The following is a 14,362-nucleotide window of genomic DNA, read 5'->3' on the forward strand; positions in this document are numbered from 1 at the left end:
GGCCTCCTAGAGCCAGTTCTTGACGGTGTCGACGAGCCGGGCCGGATCGGGTCCCACGGGGGTGACGTTGAGCATGGTCACCCCGGCTTCCCGGAAGGCCTCGACGCGCTCGCGCACGTAACCCTCGGGCCCGCACAGCGTGGTGAGTTCGCACAGCTCGTCCGGTACGGCGGCGGCGGCGTCGCGCTTGCGCCCGGAGAGGTAGAGCTCCTGGATCGTGCGGGCCGCCTCCCCGTACCCGTAGGCGACGGCCAGGTCGTTGTAGAAGTTCTTGCCGACCGCGCCCATACCGCCGACGTACAGGGCGATCTGCGGCCGCGCGAGATCGCGCAGCGCCGCCGCGTCCTCGCCGATGGCGAGCAGTCCGCCCGCGACGACCTGGAGCGGGCCGAGCTCGGGCGCGCGCCGGGCCCCGCCCTCGGCGAGCGGGCCGCCCCACACCGCGTCGGCCTTCTCCGGCACGAAGAGGGTGGGGAGCCAGCCGTCGGCGATCTCCGCCGTCATCCTCACGTTGGCCGGTCCCAGCGAGGCCACGTAGACGGGGATGTCCGCGCGGACCGGCCGGGTCAGCATCTTCAGCGGCTTGCCGTGCCGGCCGCCCTTCCCGGGCGGGAGCGGCATGTCGGTGATGCCGTGGTGGTCGATGGTCTCGCGGCGCCAGATCCGGCGGCACAGCTCGACCGTCTCGCGGGTCCGGCCGATCGGCTTGTCGTACGGCTTCCCGTGCCAGCCCTCGACCACCTGCGGGCCCGACGCCCCGAGGCCGAGCATCGCCCGGCCGCCGGACATCGCGTCCAGGCCGGCCGCGGTCTGGGCGATGAGGGCGGGGGTGCGCGAGTAGACGTTGAGGATGGCCGAGCCGATCTTCATCCGCTCGGTCCGGGCAGCCAGGTACCCCATGATCGTCGGGGCGTCGAAGCCCCAGGCCTCGGCCACCCACACCGCGTCGAGCCCGGCCGCCTCCAGCTCGGCCGCCGCGTCGGCGGCGCGGCGCGGATCCGCGGAGTAGTCGAGCATCATCGAGAGTTCCATCAGGCGTCGGACTCCTTGTCCAGGAGCCCCGGTACGCCCCAGTCGGCCGCCACCGACTCCGTGTGCGCGCCCGGCAGCGCGGGTCCGCCGACGACGGTGGCCGGGGTCGCGGAGAAGCGGGGCGCGGGGGCCGGCTGGGTGATGCCGGCGGCCTCCACGAAGGTCCCGCGGGCGGCCAGGTGCGGATGGTGCGGGGCCTCGCGCAGCGAGAGCACGGGCGCCACGCAGGCGTCGGTGCCCGCGAAGACGGCCGTCCACTCCTCGCGGGTACGGGACTTGAAGCGCACGGCGACGGCCTCGCGGAGCTCGCCCCAGCGGGCCAGGTCCTTGCGGGCGGGGGCCTGGTCCTTGATGCCGAGGAGCTCGACGAAGGTGTCGTAGAACTGCTGCTCCAGCGCGCCGACGGCCATGTACCCGCCGTCGGAGGTCTCGTAGCTGCCGTAGAAGGGGCAGCCGCCGTCGAGGAGGTTGGCCCCGCGCCGGTCCTGCCAGCCGCCGGCCGCCATCATCCCGTGGATCATGGCAGTGAGGTGGGCGGTCCCGTCGACGATGGCCGCGTCGACGACCTGGCCGGTGCCACCGGGGGTGCGGGCGTGCTGGAGGGCGGCGAGGACGCCGATGACGAGGTAGAGCGAGCCGCCCGCGTAGTCGCCGACCAGGTTGGCGGGGACGGCCGGGGGTTCGCCCGGGTTGCCGATCATGCCGAGGGCGCCGGTGACCGCGATGTACGCGATGTCGTGCCCGGCGGTGTGGGCGAGCGGGCCGTCCTGGCCCCAGCCGGTCATCCGGCCGTAGACGAGCCGGGGATTGCGGGCGTGGCAGTCGGCCGGTCCCACGCCGAGCCGTTCGGCGACCCCGGGGCGGAAGCCCTCGACGAGCACGTCGGCACGCTCGACCAGGTCCAGCACGCGGGCCGGGCCGTCGGCGGACTTCAGGTCGACGAGGACGGAGCGCTTGTTGCGGTTGGTGATGTCGTAGGCCGGGTTCACGGCCAGCCCGCCACCGCCGGGCCGGTCCACCCGCACCACGTCGGCGCCCAGGTCGGCGAGGAGCATGGCGGCGAACGGGCCCGGCCCGATGCCGGCCAGCTCGACGACGCGCACGCCCGCGAGCGGGCCCCCGCCGCTTCCGGCCGACGTCCCCGCCGCGTTCCCTGTCACTGCCATCGAGCCCCCAGCATCCGGTGGCACCACTGCCGCCACTGTGTGACACAACTGATGTAACACCAGTGATGCTAGGAACCTGTTCCACTGAGCACAAGAGCAAGCGCTTAGCCGGTTGGCGCGTTTCCCGCGGGGCCGGGTCCGGCGCCCGGTCCGGTGGCCCGCGCGTCCAGCTCCTTGAGGTCCCGCTGGAGCGCGACGGTCCGGTAGCTCTCCTCCACCCATTCGCACAGCACCTCGGTGGAGGGCGCCGCCTTCTCCCCCAGCGGCACCGAGACCCAGCCGGCCTTCCCCAGCCCGTATCCGGTCGGCTCCGCGCCGGGCGCGGTCATGGCATGACCGTGCAGCGCCTCGTCCTTGAGCTTCACGGAGATCCCGGGCGACGGGCCGTCGGCGTTCCCGAGGAAGAGGAAGATCTTCTTGTTGACCTTCACCACACAGTCCTCGGGACCCCACGGGAACTCCTCCCGCGCCTGCGGCAATCCGAGGGCGAACTCCCGGACCGCCTCCCACCTGCGCACCCCAGCCTTCACGCGAACCTCCACTCACCGCGGGCCGCGCCCGATCGCACGGACCCTTCCTCTCCACGCTAGGTCGTCACCTTCGGATCGGGCAGCAGGAACGGGCCCCCGACACGGCCGCGGGACGGACACCCGCTAGCCTCAGCGACCACCGACACCGACTGGGAGGCTCCCGATGAACGCAGCTGGCCGGCACGAACCGCGCACCGCGGAACGGGAGTACGACCTCGTGCTCTTCGGCGCGACCGGGTTCGTGGGGGCGCTGACCGCCGAGTACCTCGCGGCGCACGCCCCCGCGGACTGCCGCTGGGCCCTCGCGGGGCGCGACCTCGCGAAGCTGGAGCGGCTGCGCGAGCGGCTGACCGCCCTCGACCCGCGCTGCGCGGACCTGCCGCTGCTGCGCGCCGACGCCCAGGACGCCGCGGCGACGCGCGAACTGGCCGCCTCCACCCGGGTGCTGGCCACGACCGTGGGGCCGTACGTCTGGTACGGGGCCCCGCTGGTGGCCGCCTGCGCCGCGGCCGGCACCGACTACCTGGACCTGACCGGCGAGCCGGAGTTCGTGGACCGGATGTACGTCGAGCACGACGCCCGGGCCCGCGAGAGCGGCGCCCGCATCGTGCACGCCTGCGGCTTCGACTCCGTTCCGGCCGACCTCGGGGCGTACTTCACGGTCGCCCAGCTGCCGGCCGGGGTCCCGCTGACCGTGGACGCGTTCGTGCGCTCCAACGCCCTGTTCTCGGGCGGCACCTTCACCACGGTGCTGACCGCGCTGGGCCGCGGGCGGCAGAACCTGGCCGCCGCCCGCGCCCGCCGGATGCACGAGCCCCGGCTGCTGGGCCGGCGGGTACGGGTGCCCGTGGGCGCGCCGCGCTTCAGCCGGGAGACCGGCACCTGGGCGCTGCCCATGCCGGTCCTGGACGTCCAGGTCGTGGCCCGGTCCGCGGCGGCCCTGGAGCGGTACGGCCCGGACTTCCGCTACCGGCACTACGCCTCCGTACGGCACCTGCCCGTCGCGGTGGGCGGTACGGCGGCGGTCGGCGGGGTGGCCGCCCTCGCGCAGATCCCGCCGGTGCGCCAGTGGCTCGCGGACCGCTGGGAGCCGGGCCAGGGCCCGGACGCGGAGCGGCGGGCGCGGAGCTGGTTCAGCGTGCGGTTCGTGGGCGAGGGCGGCGGCCGCCGGGTGTTCACCGAGGTCTCGGGCGGCGACCCGGGGTACGGGGAGACGGCGAAGATGCTGGCGGAGTCCGCGCTCTGCCTCGCCTACGACGCCCTGCCCGAGCGCTCCGGCCAGCTGACCACCGCCGTGGCGATGGGCGACGCCCTGCTGGACCGGCTCCGACACGCGGGCATCCGTTTCCGGGTGGCGGCCTCCGACTGAGGCGCCGGCGGCGACGCCGGCGGCCCGCTCTACGCGGTGGCTTCGCGCAGGGCCCGCCGGCACAGGGAGTCGGCGTGCCGGGTGGTCTCCGGGATCCGGAAGCGGGGGCTCAGTGCCAGGGCGTGCGCGCAGGCGTTGTCCAGGGACACCCGGTGGCCCACCGACACGTACACGGGCTTGATCCCGTCCTGCGTGCGCAGCGCCCGCCCGACGACCTCGCCGTCGGGTGCGCGGAGCGGGGAGAGGTCCCCGCGCCGGGCGCCCGGTTCCCCGTAGGTGAAGGTGAACGGGTTCTTCGCGACGCCGATGGCGGGCAGCCCGGTGACCACCCCGAGGTGGCAGGCGAGCCCGAAGCGGCGCGGGTGGGCCAGCCCGTAGCCGTCGCAGACGACCAGGCCGGGCGTGACCGTCAGCGCCTCCAGCGCGGCGAGCACGGTCGGCAGCTCGCGGAAGGCGAGCAGTCCGGGTACGTAGGGGAAGCTGACGCGGCCGACGGAGGTGACCTCCTCCACGACGCGCAGGGTGGCGGCGTCGAGGACGACGGCGGCGGCGGCCACCAGGTCGCGCTCGTCGTCGTAGGCCACGTCCACCCCGGCGATCAGCCCTTCTCCGGGCGGGGGTCCGGTTTCGGTCAGGACGACGCGGCCGCGCAGCTCGTCCTGTATCGCCTTGGCCTCGGCCTCGTCGGCGGGAGTCTTCGCACTCGTCATAGTGGTGCGAGAGTAGCCTGGCGATCATGTTCGTCATGGAGCTCACCTACACCGCGCCCGTCGAAGCCGTCGAAGAAGTGATGGACGCGCACATCGCCTGGCTGGACGGTTACTACGCGGCCGGCATCTTCCTCGCCTCGGGCCGCAAGGTCCCGCGGGACGGGGGCATGATCCTGGCCGGTGGCGTCTCCCGCCGGGAGATCGAGAGGATCGCGGCCGGGGACCCCTTCGCGGTGGCGGGCGTCTGCACTTACCGCATCACCGAGTTCATGGCGACGAAGACCTCGTCGGACCTGGCGACGGTGCGGGAGAACCCGGAGCTCTAGGGGGTGTCCTGCCGCGGCCCGGCAGGGCGCCGGATGCTGCCGGACGGGTGATCCGGAGCCTGCTTTGGGCCTGTGGAGTGAGCGGGAACCGGCCTTAATGGAACTCCTCCGGGGCCCGCCGACAGGTCCTGGATCCCGGCGCCACCCGTCACCCTGTGCGATCACACAGGCGTGTTCAGGCCAATCGGTGACACAGCTCACTCCGGTTGGCGTGCACGGATTCGCCGCCCCACGCGTCTATCCCGTTGCCGGACCCCCACCCCGCGGTCCGGCACGAGATCCGCCGCAAGGGAGCGAGCCTTGATCACTGTCATCGAGCAGGCCGTGCAGGCCCGACTGATCGCCACCGCGCCGAAGGTCGACACCGTACCCGTCACGCTCTGCTACGACCGGTCCGATCCCTTCGCCGTCCGGATGGCCTTCCCCGCGCCCGCCACGCTGGAGGGCATCGAGGTCTCGTGGACCTTCTCGCGCGAGCTGCTGGAGTGCGGGCTGGACCGCCCGTCCGGCTGCGGGGACGTGCGCGTGCGCCCGTACGACGCCGACCGGACCACCGTGGAGTTCCACGCCCCCGAGGGGGTCGCGATCGTGCTGATGGTGACGGCCGAGCTGCACCGGTTCCTGGAGCGGGCCTCGACGATCGTGCCGCCCGGCCTGGAGCACCTGTACCTCGACATGGACCAGAGCCTCGACGAGCTGATGCGCGGCTCCTGCTGAGGCCGTGCTCCGGGAGCACGCTCCGGGGCCATGCTCCGGGGCCACGGTTAATTCGTTTGCCGACGGCTTCCGCCGCGCCGTAGCTTCGTAGACGCCCCATCGCCGTCGAAACGGAGCAGGACATTGTTCCTCTGAGGTCCGAGACACCGACCCACCGCCTTCTGCCGCGGTCCGCTGTGTCTCCCCCGCGTTGCACTCACCACTCACGCAACCTGGAGGCCTCCATGAGTCCTGCTCCCACCTTCATCACCTGCTCCGACCTGTCCTTCGACTGGCCGGACGGAACGCCCGTCTTCGACGGGTTCCAACTCTCCGTGGGCCCCGGCCGCACCGGCCTGATCGGGCGCAACGGCTGCGGGAAGTCCACCCTGCTGAAGCTGATCGCCGGGGAACTGGCGCCGGGCGAGGGGCAGTTGGCCGTCGCCGGCACCGTCGGACAGCTTCCGCAGACCGTCACCTTCGACACCACCCTGCGGGTGGACGAGGCGCTCGGCGTGCACACCGCCCGGGCCGCCCTGCACGCCATCGAGGCGGGCGAGGCGACCGAGGCCAACTTCACCGCGGTCGGCGACGACTGGGACGTGGAGGAGCGGGCCCTGGCCACGCTCGACCAGCTCGGGCTCGGCCGCATCGGACTGGACCGCACCACCGGCGAACTGTCGGGCGGGGAGTGCGTACTGCTCCGGCTGGCCGCTCTGCTGCTGAGCCGTCCGGACGTCCTGCTGCTGGACGAGCCCACCAACAACCTCGACCTCAGGGCCCGGCGCCGACTGTACGCGGCCGTCGAATCCTGGTCCGGGGTGATGCTCCTGGTCAGCCACGACCGGGAGCTGCTGGACCGGGTCGACCAGATCGCGGACCTTCACGACGGTGAAATCCGCTGGTACGGCGGCAACTTCACGGACTACGAGGAGATGCTCGCGGCCGAGCAGGAGGCGGCCGAGCGGATGGTCCGGGTCGCGGAGGGCGACGTACAGCGGCAGAAGCGCGAACTGGCGCAGGCGCACGCGAAGCTGGCCCGGCGCAAGCGGTACGGCCAGAAGATGTACGACACCAAGCGCGAGCCGAAGATCGTCATGGGCGCCCGCAAGCGCGCGGCGCAGGAGTCGGCGGGCAAGCACCGCATCATGCACACCGAGAAGCTGGCGGAGGCGGAGGAACGCCTCGACCAGGCGGAGCTGGCGGTGCGCGACGACGCCGAGATCCGGATCAAACTGCCCGCCACCCAGGTCCCGCCGGGCCGCCGCGTGCTCACCCTGAGCGGTTTGCACCCGGTGCACGGCTCCGCGATCCCGGGCGAGTGGGAGCTGCGCGGTCCGGAGCGGGTCGCACTGGTGGGGGCCAACGGCTCGGGCAAGACCACCCTGCTGCGCACGATCGCGGGCCAACTGGCCTCGCTGTCGGGCGAGTCGGTGACCCATGTCCCGGTCCGTTTCCTGCCGCAGCGGCTCGACGTACTGGACGACGACCGCTCGGTCGTGGAGAACGTGGCGCGGTTCGCCCCGCACGCGACGAACAACCTGATCCGGGCGCGGCTCGCGCACTTCCTGTTCCGGGGTGCGCGGGCGGACCGGCCGGCGGGCACGCTGTCGGGCGGCGAACGATTCCGGGCGACGCTGGCGGCACTGCTGCTCGCGGAGCCGGCCCCGCAGCTGCTCATGCTGGACGAGCCGACGAACAATCTGGACCTGGGATCCGTACGGCAGTTGACCGACGCCCTGGATTCCTACGAAGGGGCGCTCGTGGTCGCGAGCCACGACGTGCCGTTCCTGGAGGCGATCGGCATCACGCGGTGGCTGCTGCTCGACGACGGTCTGCGGCCGACGACGGCCGAGGAGGTCCACCGGTCGCTGTGGCGCGGGTGACCCGCGCTAACGCGGCAGGGGCAGTAACGCCCAGGACTTGGTGCCGCCCATCGGGGTGAGCACCGGGGTGAGTCCCCAGTCCCCGCCGCAGGCCTCGACCACGGCCGACAGCAGCCACATCCCGCGGCTGCGCCGCCTCCGGCACTCCTCGCTCGCCTCGGGCGAGGAGTGCGCGGGGTGCTGGTCGAAGACGACGATCCGCAGCGCGTCGAACTGCCAGCGGACCTTGAGCACCATTTCCTTGTCGGGCGTGAACCGGTAGGCGCAGGCCACGAGTTCGGACGCGGCCAGGGCCGCGTTGTCGCACAGGTCGGGCAGTCCGTGCCGGTCGAGCAGGGAGCGCAGGGCGCCCCGGGCCCTGCCCGCACAGTGGGCGCCGCCCGGCAGACCTATGGAATAGCTCAGTTTCTCCGCCCCTGGCGGGGCCTGCCGGAACTCGTGAACCGACCGCAGGCCACGGAGAGTGCCCGTCATCGTGCTGCTCCAAGGTTCTGAGGTGCTGAATGCGCTGATCGCCGTGTGGTCATACAAGAGCTGGAGGTCGCCCCGTGTGAGGCTTGCGCTACCGACCGTAGCGCAACGTGGTGCACAGTGCTACTACTTGTACGACGACTTGATGATTTCTCATGCCATTTCCGGACTCGTGAGGGCGCTCCCGCATGCCCCGCCGGAGGAGGGGGGACCCGTGCCACCGAGGAGTACGCCGACCGCGCGCCAGCAGCGCCTGGGCTCCGAGCTGCGCAAACTCCGCGAGCAGTCGGGCATGTCGGTGCAGCAGGCAGCGGCGCTCATGGGGGTGGACCGCACCAGGATCCCCAACATCGAATCCGGCCGGATCGCGATCGGCGCCGAGCGTGTCCGCACCCTCTCCTTCAACTACGACTGCCCCGACCCGGGGCTGGTCGACCTGCTCGCCTCCATGGCCCAGGAGCGCGAGAAGGGGTGGTGGGAGCAGCACCGGGGAATGCTGCCGCCCGCGCTCCTGGACATCTGCGAACTGGAGCACCACTCCGTCGCGTTGCACACCGCCGTGACCACGCACATACCCGGACTGCTGCAGACCGAGGCGCACGCGCGGGCGGTCTTCGACACGGCCGACCCGCCGCTGCCCGAGCCCGACCTGCAGGCCCGGCTCGCCCTGCGGATGCACCGCCAGCAGGTGTTCGCGCGCGAGACACCGCCGTTGTACGAGGCGGTCGTGCACGAGGCGGCGCTGCGCATGCAGTTCGGCGGCCCGAAGGTGGCGCGGGCGCAGCTCGAACACGTACTGGAGCAGTCGGAGCGGGCGCGTACGACCGTGCGCGTGATTCCGTTCTCCGCCGGCGGGTTCCCCGGAGCCGGCCAGTCCTTCACGTACGCGGCCGCCACGATCAGCGAGCTGGACACCGTTCAGCTGGACAGTTCGCACGGTTCGATGTTGCTGGATTCGCAGATGAAGCTGCTCCGCTACCGGGGCCTGCTGGAGCGGCTGCGCTCCCTGGCGCTGCCGGCCCGCGAGTCCCGCGATTTCGTCCGCGCCATCGCACAGACCCTCTGACCGGGCCGACCGGCCGACCGGCCGGCTGACCACCCGACCGGATCCGACGAGGAGACGAGAGAACGACATGGGCACGACCACCACGACCACGACCACCCCGGCGGACCCGTCGGCGACGGCGGGCATCGCCTGGGACGAGGCGTTCTGCAGCGAGGGGGCCAACTGTTTCCGCTTCGGGCGGGACGCCGGTGGGCAGGCGTACATTGGAACCACCGGGTCCGGCGCGTATGTCACCGACTCGATCGACGCGCTCCGTGCGCTGATCTCGGCCGTCAAGGCGGGCGCCGCGGACCACCTTCTGGCATGACTTTAGTCCCTTCAAGCCACCAAACACCCCCCCCAATCTGCACAGATAACGGGATGTAACCAGACAGAAGTCCCTCTGGGGCTTGGCTGGTCTTGATGTCACGCTTAACCTACGACTCCGTAGGCTACGGAACCGTAGGTAAGTCTCTTTGCACTCAGGAGTACCCGTGACGATCACCTCTCCCCACCTCGGCAGCTCGGAGGCGTGGACGGACGCCAAGCTGCTGTTCGCGCTGGAAGAGGTGGTCGAGAAGGAGCTCAACCGCCATCTGAAGGTCACCAAGGACTGGATGCCGCACGAGTACGTCCCGTGGAGCGACGGCCGGAACTTCCCCGGCTTCTTCGAGGACGGCGAAGCCTGGGACCCGCAGCAGTCCAAGGTGACCGAGATCGGCAAGATCGCGCTCGTCGTGAACCTGCTGACGGAGGACAACCTCCCCAGCTACCACCACGAGATCGCCTCCCTTTTCGGCCGCAACGGCGCCTGGGGCACCTGGGTGCACCGCTGGACCGCCGAGGAGGGCCGCCACGGCATCGTGATGCGCGACTACCTGCTGGCCTCGCGCGCCGTGGACCCGGACAAGCTCGAAGCATTCCGGATGCAGCACATGTCGGAGGGGTTCGAGTCCGACAACCGCCACTCGATGCTCCACTCCGTGGCGTACGTGGCCTTCCAGGAGCTCGCGACCCGCATCTCGCACCGCAACACCGGCCACCAGTCCGGTGACCCGGTCTGCGACCGCATGCTGGCCCGCATCGCGCAGGACGAGAACCTGCACATGGTCTTCTACCGCAACCTGCTGGGCGCGGCCTTCGAGCTCGCCCCGGACCTGACGATGAAGGCCGTGCGGGACGTCGTGGTCGACTTCCGGATGCCCGGACACGGGATGCCCGGCTTCGAGCGGATGGCCGCGCAGATGGCGATCGGCGGGGTCTACAACCTGCGGATCCACCACGACGACGTGCTGAGCCCCGTGATCCGCTTCCTGAAGATCATGGAGATCGACGGCCTCGGCCCCGACGGGCAGAAGGCCCAGGAGGAGCTCGGCCTCTTCATGAGCGGCCTGGACTCCGAGGCCCGCAAGTTCGACGAGCGGCTCGCCGCCCGCGCCGCGCGCATCGCGGCCCGCAAGGCCTGATCGCACCGGCTGAACCCGCCGCCCGATCGCACCGGCCGACCGCGCCGCGCCCGCCGACCTGACCGGTTTCCGCTCCCTCGGGCGGGTGACGACGATTGCCCTGGCAGAGCCCCGCTCTGCCAGGGTTTCGCGTCATGACCGCCATGACGCCGCTCCAGGTCGAGATCGACCAGCTGGCCCGCCTCACCAAAGCGCTGGACACCTCGCTCGCCGCCCTGCGCGAAGCCCGGCGCGAGCTGGACCACGTACGGGCCGACCAGCTGGGCACGGCGGACCTCGACGCGGCGTGCGACGGCTTCCAGAAGAGATGGGGCCACGGCACCAAGGAGCTCGGCGGGCGGATCAAGACCGTGCGCGAGGGCGTGCGCCGCAGCGCCGCCGAGTACGCGGAACTCGACGAGGCCATCCGCGCGGCCTTCCGGCAGGCGGCGTCCACCCGTGGCTGACTCCCCCGCGACCGGCTCCCCCTCGGCCGGCTCCCCCTCCGCCGGTCACACCGCGCTCGATCACGGCGCGCTCGGCTTCGACCCGGCTCCGGGGAACCCGGACGCCGTACGGGCCCTGGCGAAGAAGCTCCGCGCCTCGGCGGACTGCCTCGGGGAGACCTCCCGCGTCGTCGACGCCCTGGTCTCCCACAGCTCGTCCTGGCAGGGCGAGGCCGCCACCGCCTTCCGCGCCTCGCTGTCCCGGGAGCTGCCCCGCCACCTGCACGCGGCCCACACCTCCCTGGCGGAGGCGGCGAAGCGGCTGAGCGGCTGGCACGACACGCTGGCCTCCCACCGCATCCTGGCCGACCGCTACGCGTCCCGGGCCGCCGCGGCCACCACCGAGGAGGGCCTCACCGACGTCCGCCGCCAGGCCCACGAACTGGCCTCGGAGCACTCGGCGGCGGCCCGCCGGGTGGCGCACGCCCTCGCCGCCACGGCGGAGCGGCTGGCGCCGAAGGAGCCCGGGATGCTGGAGTCCGTCTGGAACAAGATCGTCAACGATCCCGCGGACGCCCTCTCGAACGCCGCGGCCATCCTCGGAGCCGCCGGCGCGGCCGTCGCCCTCTTCTTCCCGCCGGCCGGGATGGCCGTCATGCTGGTCGCGGGCGGGCTCTCGCTGGCCGCCCTGACCGCGCACCTCGCGGACCCCGGCTTCCGCAAGCCGCTGACCGAGGGGTTCGCCCGGGGCAAGTTCGATGCCGCGTTCTGGAAGAACGGCGTGACCCTGCTCGGCGACGGCCTGGGCGCCGTTCCCGGCGTGGCCGCGGTCGCCACGGGCGCGAGGGCCGGTACGGTCGCGGCCCGCGCGGCCATGGCGGTCCCGGAAGCCGGGGCCTTGGCGGGGGTCTCGCCGGGCGCGGGGGCCTTCGCCCGCACGACGTGGAACACGGCGGACGAGCTGCGGAAGGTGGACAGCCCGCTCTCCGCCTGGGCGCTGCGGTCGTCCACGCCCGAGGTCAGGGAGCGGGTGGCGGTAGGCGTGGCCACCACCGGAGCGGTCACGGCCGCCGCCGACTACACCGGTGACGACGAGTCCGTGGACCGCGGCTCCACGGCGGTGGACGGTACCCGTCTCGTCGTGGAGGACGGCCCGTCCACGGCCGCGAAGACGGCCCGGCTGTGGACGCTGGTGCAGCCGTGACTGCCCAGACAGCAATGACAGCCGTGACGAACCAGCCCGTTCCGCCCGTCTGGTTCCGGCTGCCTCCCGGTTTCCACGACATCGGCCCCGCCGACCGGGACGCCCTGGAGGAGATCGCCGGAGCCCTGGGGGCCTTGGGGGCTGCGGGTGGCTCGGGCGGCTTCGGTGAAGGTCCCGCCGCGGGTGCGGCTGCCGGAGCCGGTGCGGGGTCGCAGCTCGCCCGGCTGATGGACTGCCTCGACGAACTCGCCGCCCAGCCCGGCCTGCACCTGCTGCACAGCGCGGTCGGTCTCCACCCCGAGGGCCCGGAGGCCGTCTCCACCTCGCTGTTCTCCCTCTCCGTCCGGCCCGCCGAGGACGCCGGAGCCGGGGCCGCCGTGGCACGGGCGGCCCTGGCCCTCGCCCGGTCCGCCCCCGGGAGCGGCTCGACGCGCAGGTTCGTCGACCTGGCGTCGGGCCTCCCGTGTGCCCTCGTCTGCGGGGTCCTCCCCGTGCCGGGCACCGGCCGGGGGCTGTTCCAGGCCAGGGCCGTCACCGCGCATCCCGGGGGACGCCACCTGCTCCTGCTCGACCTCACCAGCGCGGCCACCGAGCACGCCGATGCGTACACCGCCATCCTGGAGGCGGTCGCGCACACGATCGTCTTCGCCGATCCGAGCCCCCGGCCGCCCGGGCCGCCGGGCGGCGGGATCTCTCGGATCCTGGAACTGCTGGGCTGACGCGGCCGGTCAGGGCCGGCGGCGCAGGGCCTGACGCTCGGATTCGGACAGGCCGCCCCAGACGCCGAAGCGTTCGTCGTTGGTCAGCGCGTAGTCCAGGCAAGGCTTGCGGCCCTCGCAGGCCCCGCAGAGCCTCTTCGCGTCGCGCAGCGAGGATCCGGGCTCCGGGAAGAAGAAGCCCGGGCCCGTCTGGGCGCAGAGGGCGAGCTCGTACCAGGCCGGGGTGGCGGTGGCGGTATCGGTATCGGTGGTGTTCATCGACATGCCGCAGAGCCTGTCCGGCGGCGATGGACGTCCGATCAACGCCTGATCAACAGCACAGAGTGAACGACCGTGCGTGCGATGACTTCGGTACCATGGCCGCATGGCAGACGGACGCGTGGAGCGCGGGAACCAGACGCGGCGGACGGTCCTGGAACGGACGATGAGCATCGCCTCGGTGGACGGTCTGGAAGGGCTGTCCCTGGGGAAGATCGCCACGGATCTGGGGCTGAGCAAGAGCGGCGTGTTCGCCCTCTTCGGGTCGAAGGAGGAGCTGCAGCTCGCCACCGTGCAGGCCGCCCGGGCCGTCTTCGTCGAGCAGGTCGTACGGCGCGTACGGGACGAGCCCGCCGGACTCGCCAAGGTGTGGCGGCTGTGCGAGAGCTGGATCGAATACTCCGGGCGCCGGGTCTTCCCCGGCGGCTGCTTCTTCTACTCCGCCGCCGCCGAGTTCGACTCGCGCCCCGGGCCCGTCCACGACGAGATCGCCAAGGTCAACGGCGACTGGACGCGGTACATCGAGCGGCTGCTCGACGAGGCACGACTGGCGGGCGGGTTCCGCGAGTCGGCCGCGGCCGACGTCGAGGCCGTCGAGCAGCTCGCCTTCGAGATCATCGCGATGATGGAGCTGGCCAACGCGCACTCCGTGCTGCACCAGGAGACCAAGGCCTACGACCGGGCCGCGCGGGGCATCCTCGCCCGGCTGCGCGCGGCGACGGCCGCCCCGGAGGAACTCCCGGAGCGGCCGCCCGTACTGGCGTTCCCGGTCGTCGGCTTCTCTGCCGACGACGCCCCGTCCGTCAGCCTGCCGGCCGCGACCGCTCCGGCCGCGACCGGCCGCTGAGCGGTATCGAGGCGCCCACGGCCGCCGCGGCGAGCGCGGAGAGCGTGATCAGCAGGAAGATCCCGCGCCAGTGGTCGCCCGATCCGCCCCCGGTGAGCAGGGCCGCCGTACCGGCGACTCCGAGCGCCCCGCCGAGCTGGCGGGCCGTCATCAACAGGCCGGTACCGGCCGCGAAGCGCTGCGGCGGGAGTCCGGCCGAGGCCGTCGTCGAG

General features: G+C 72.5%; 17 protein-coding genes. 11 read left to right on the forward strand and 6 right to left on the reverse strand.

What is annotated here, in order from left to right:
* Positions 1-6: 6 nt before the first annotated feature.
* From OG435_RS39695 to OG435_RS39705, 3 genes are all read right to left on the reverse strand, one after another.
* Positions 7-1,032, reverse strand: coding sequence for an LLM class F420-dependent oxidoreductase (locus tag OG435_RS39695; protein WP_266884767.1), 1,026 nt, complete (start codon positions 1,030-1,032; stop codon positions 7-9).
* Positions 1,032-2,198: a CaiB/BaiF CoA transferase family protein gene (locus tag OG435_RS39700; RefSeq protein ID WP_266884770.1), complete on the reverse strand. Its 1,167-nt coding sequence runs from the start codon at positions 2,196-2,198 to the stop codon at positions 1,032-1,034. The genes OG435_RS39695 and OG435_RS39700 overlap by 1 nt, the downstream gene beginning before the upstream one ends.
* 104 nt (positions 2,199-2,302) lie before the next feature.
* Positions 2,303-2,740, reverse strand: coding sequence for an MmcQ/YjbR family DNA-binding protein (locus OG435_RS39705; protein WP_266884772.1), 438 nt, complete (start codon positions 2,738-2,740; stop codon positions 2,303-2,305).
* Between the two features lie 151 nt (positions 2,741-2,891).
* Between OG435_RS39705 and OG435_RS39710 the strand changes: the two genes are divergently transcribed.
* Positions 2,892-4,097, forward strand: a complete 1,206-nt coding sequence (locus tag OG435_RS39710) for a saccharopine dehydrogenase family protein (RefSeq protein WP_266884774.1) — start codon at positions 2,892-2,894, stop codon at positions 4,095-4,097.
* A 29-nt stretch (positions 4,098-4,126) separates the two neighbouring features.
* Here the strand turns inward: OG435_RS39710 and OG435_RS39715 are convergent, their stop codons facing one another.
* Entirely contained in the window at positions 4,127-4,807 is a 681-nt protein-coding gene (locus OG435_RS39715; RefSeq protein WP_266884775.1) for an endonuclease V, read from the reverse strand.
* Between the two features lie 26 nt (positions 4,808-4,833).
* On the opposite strand from OG435_RS39715, the gene OG435_RS39720 reads away from it, so the two are divergent.
* From OG435_RS39720 to OG435_RS39730, 3 genes are all read left to right on the forward strand, one after another.
* Positions 4,834-5,133, forward strand: a complete 300-nt coding sequence (locus OG435_RS39720) for a YciI family protein (RefSeq protein ID WP_266884777.1) — start codon at positions 4,834-4,836, stop codon at positions 5,131-5,133.
* 300 nt (positions 5,134-5,433) lie between these two features.
* Positions 5,434-5,850, forward strand: coding sequence for an SsgA family sporulation/cell division regulator (locus OG435_RS39725; RefSeq protein WP_266884779.1), 417 nt, complete (start codon positions 5,434-5,436; stop codon positions 5,848-5,850).
* A 224-nt stretch (positions 5,851-6,074) separates the two neighbouring features.
* Complete coding sequence (locus OG435_RS39730; protein ID WP_266884781.1) at positions 6,075-7,715, forward strand: ABC-F family ATP-binding cassette domain-containing protein; 1,641 nt, start codon at positions 6,075-6,077, stop codon at positions 7,713-7,715.
* A 6-nt stretch (positions 7,716-7,721) separates the two neighbouring features.
* Here the strand turns inward: OG435_RS39730 and OG435_RS39735 are convergent, their stop codons facing one another.
* Positions 7,722-8,189, reverse strand: coding sequence for an ATP-binding protein (locus OG435_RS39735; protein WP_266884783.1), 468 nt, complete (start codon positions 8,187-8,189; stop codon positions 7,722-7,724).
* Between the two features lie 211 nt (positions 8,190-8,400).
* Here OG435_RS39735 and OG435_RS39740 point away from each other — a divergent pair, with 211 nt between their 5' ends.
* The 6 genes from OG435_RS39740 (at position 8,401) to OG435_RS39765 (ending at position 13,045) form a co-directional block, all read left to right on the forward strand.
* Positions 8,401-9,252: a helix-turn-helix domain-containing protein gene (locus OG435_RS39740; protein ID WP_266884785.1), complete on the forward strand. Its 852-nt coding sequence runs from the start codon at positions 8,401-8,403 to the stop codon at positions 9,250-9,252.
* Positions 9,253-9,319: 67 nt separating this feature from the next.
* Complete coding sequence (locus OG435_RS39745) at positions 9,320-9,559, forward strand: hypothetical protein (protein WP_323187999.1); 240 nt, start codon at positions 9,320-9,322, stop codon at positions 9,557-9,559.
* Positions 9,560-9,725: 166 nt separating this feature from the next.
* Positions 9,726-10,697, forward strand: coding sequence for an acyl-ACP desaturase (locus tag OG435_RS39750; protein ID WP_266884787.1), 972 nt, complete (start codon positions 9,726-9,728; stop codon positions 10,695-10,697).
* Positions 10,698-10,831: 134 nt separating this feature from the next.
* Positions 10,832-11,143: a hypothetical protein gene (locus tag OG435_RS39755; protein WP_266884789.1), complete on the forward strand. Its 312-nt coding sequence runs from the start codon at positions 10,832-10,834 to the stop codon at positions 11,141-11,143.
* Entirely contained in the window at positions 11,136-12,326 is a 1,191-nt protein-coding gene (locus OG435_RS39760; protein WP_266884791.1) for a putative T7SS-secreted protein, read from the forward strand. Before OG435_RS39755 ends, OG435_RS39760 begins: the two co-directional genes overlap by 8 nt.
* A gap of 23 nt (positions 12,327-12,349) precedes the next feature.
* Positions 12,350-13,045: a hypothetical protein gene (locus tag OG435_RS39765; protein WP_266884793.1), complete on the forward strand. Its 696-nt coding sequence runs from the start codon at positions 12,350-12,352 to the stop codon at positions 13,043-13,045.
* A 9-nt stretch (positions 13,046-13,054) separates the two neighbouring features.
* On the opposite strand, the gene OG435_RS39770 is transcribed toward OG435_RS39765, so the two are convergent.
* Positions 13,055-13,309, reverse strand: coding sequence for a WhiB family transcriptional regulator (locus OG435_RS39770; RefSeq protein WP_266884795.1), 255 nt, complete (start codon positions 13,307-13,309; stop codon positions 13,055-13,057).
* 100 nt (positions 13,310-13,409) lie between these two features.
* Here OG435_RS39770 and OG435_RS39775 point away from each other — a divergent pair, with 100 nt between their 5' ends.
* Positions 13,410-14,150 (forward strand): TetR/AcrR family transcriptional regulator, encoded by a 741-nt coding sequence (locus OG435_RS39775; protein WP_266884797.1) that lies wholly within the window; start codon positions 13,410-13,412, stop codon positions 14,148-14,150.
* The last annotated feature ends 212 nt before the right edge of the window (positions 14,151-14,362 follow it).

Source organism: Streptomyces sp. NBC_01264 (genome assembly GCF_026340675.1).
GTDB lineage: Bacteria > Actinomycetota > Actinomycetes > Streptomycetales > Streptomycetaceae > Streptomyces.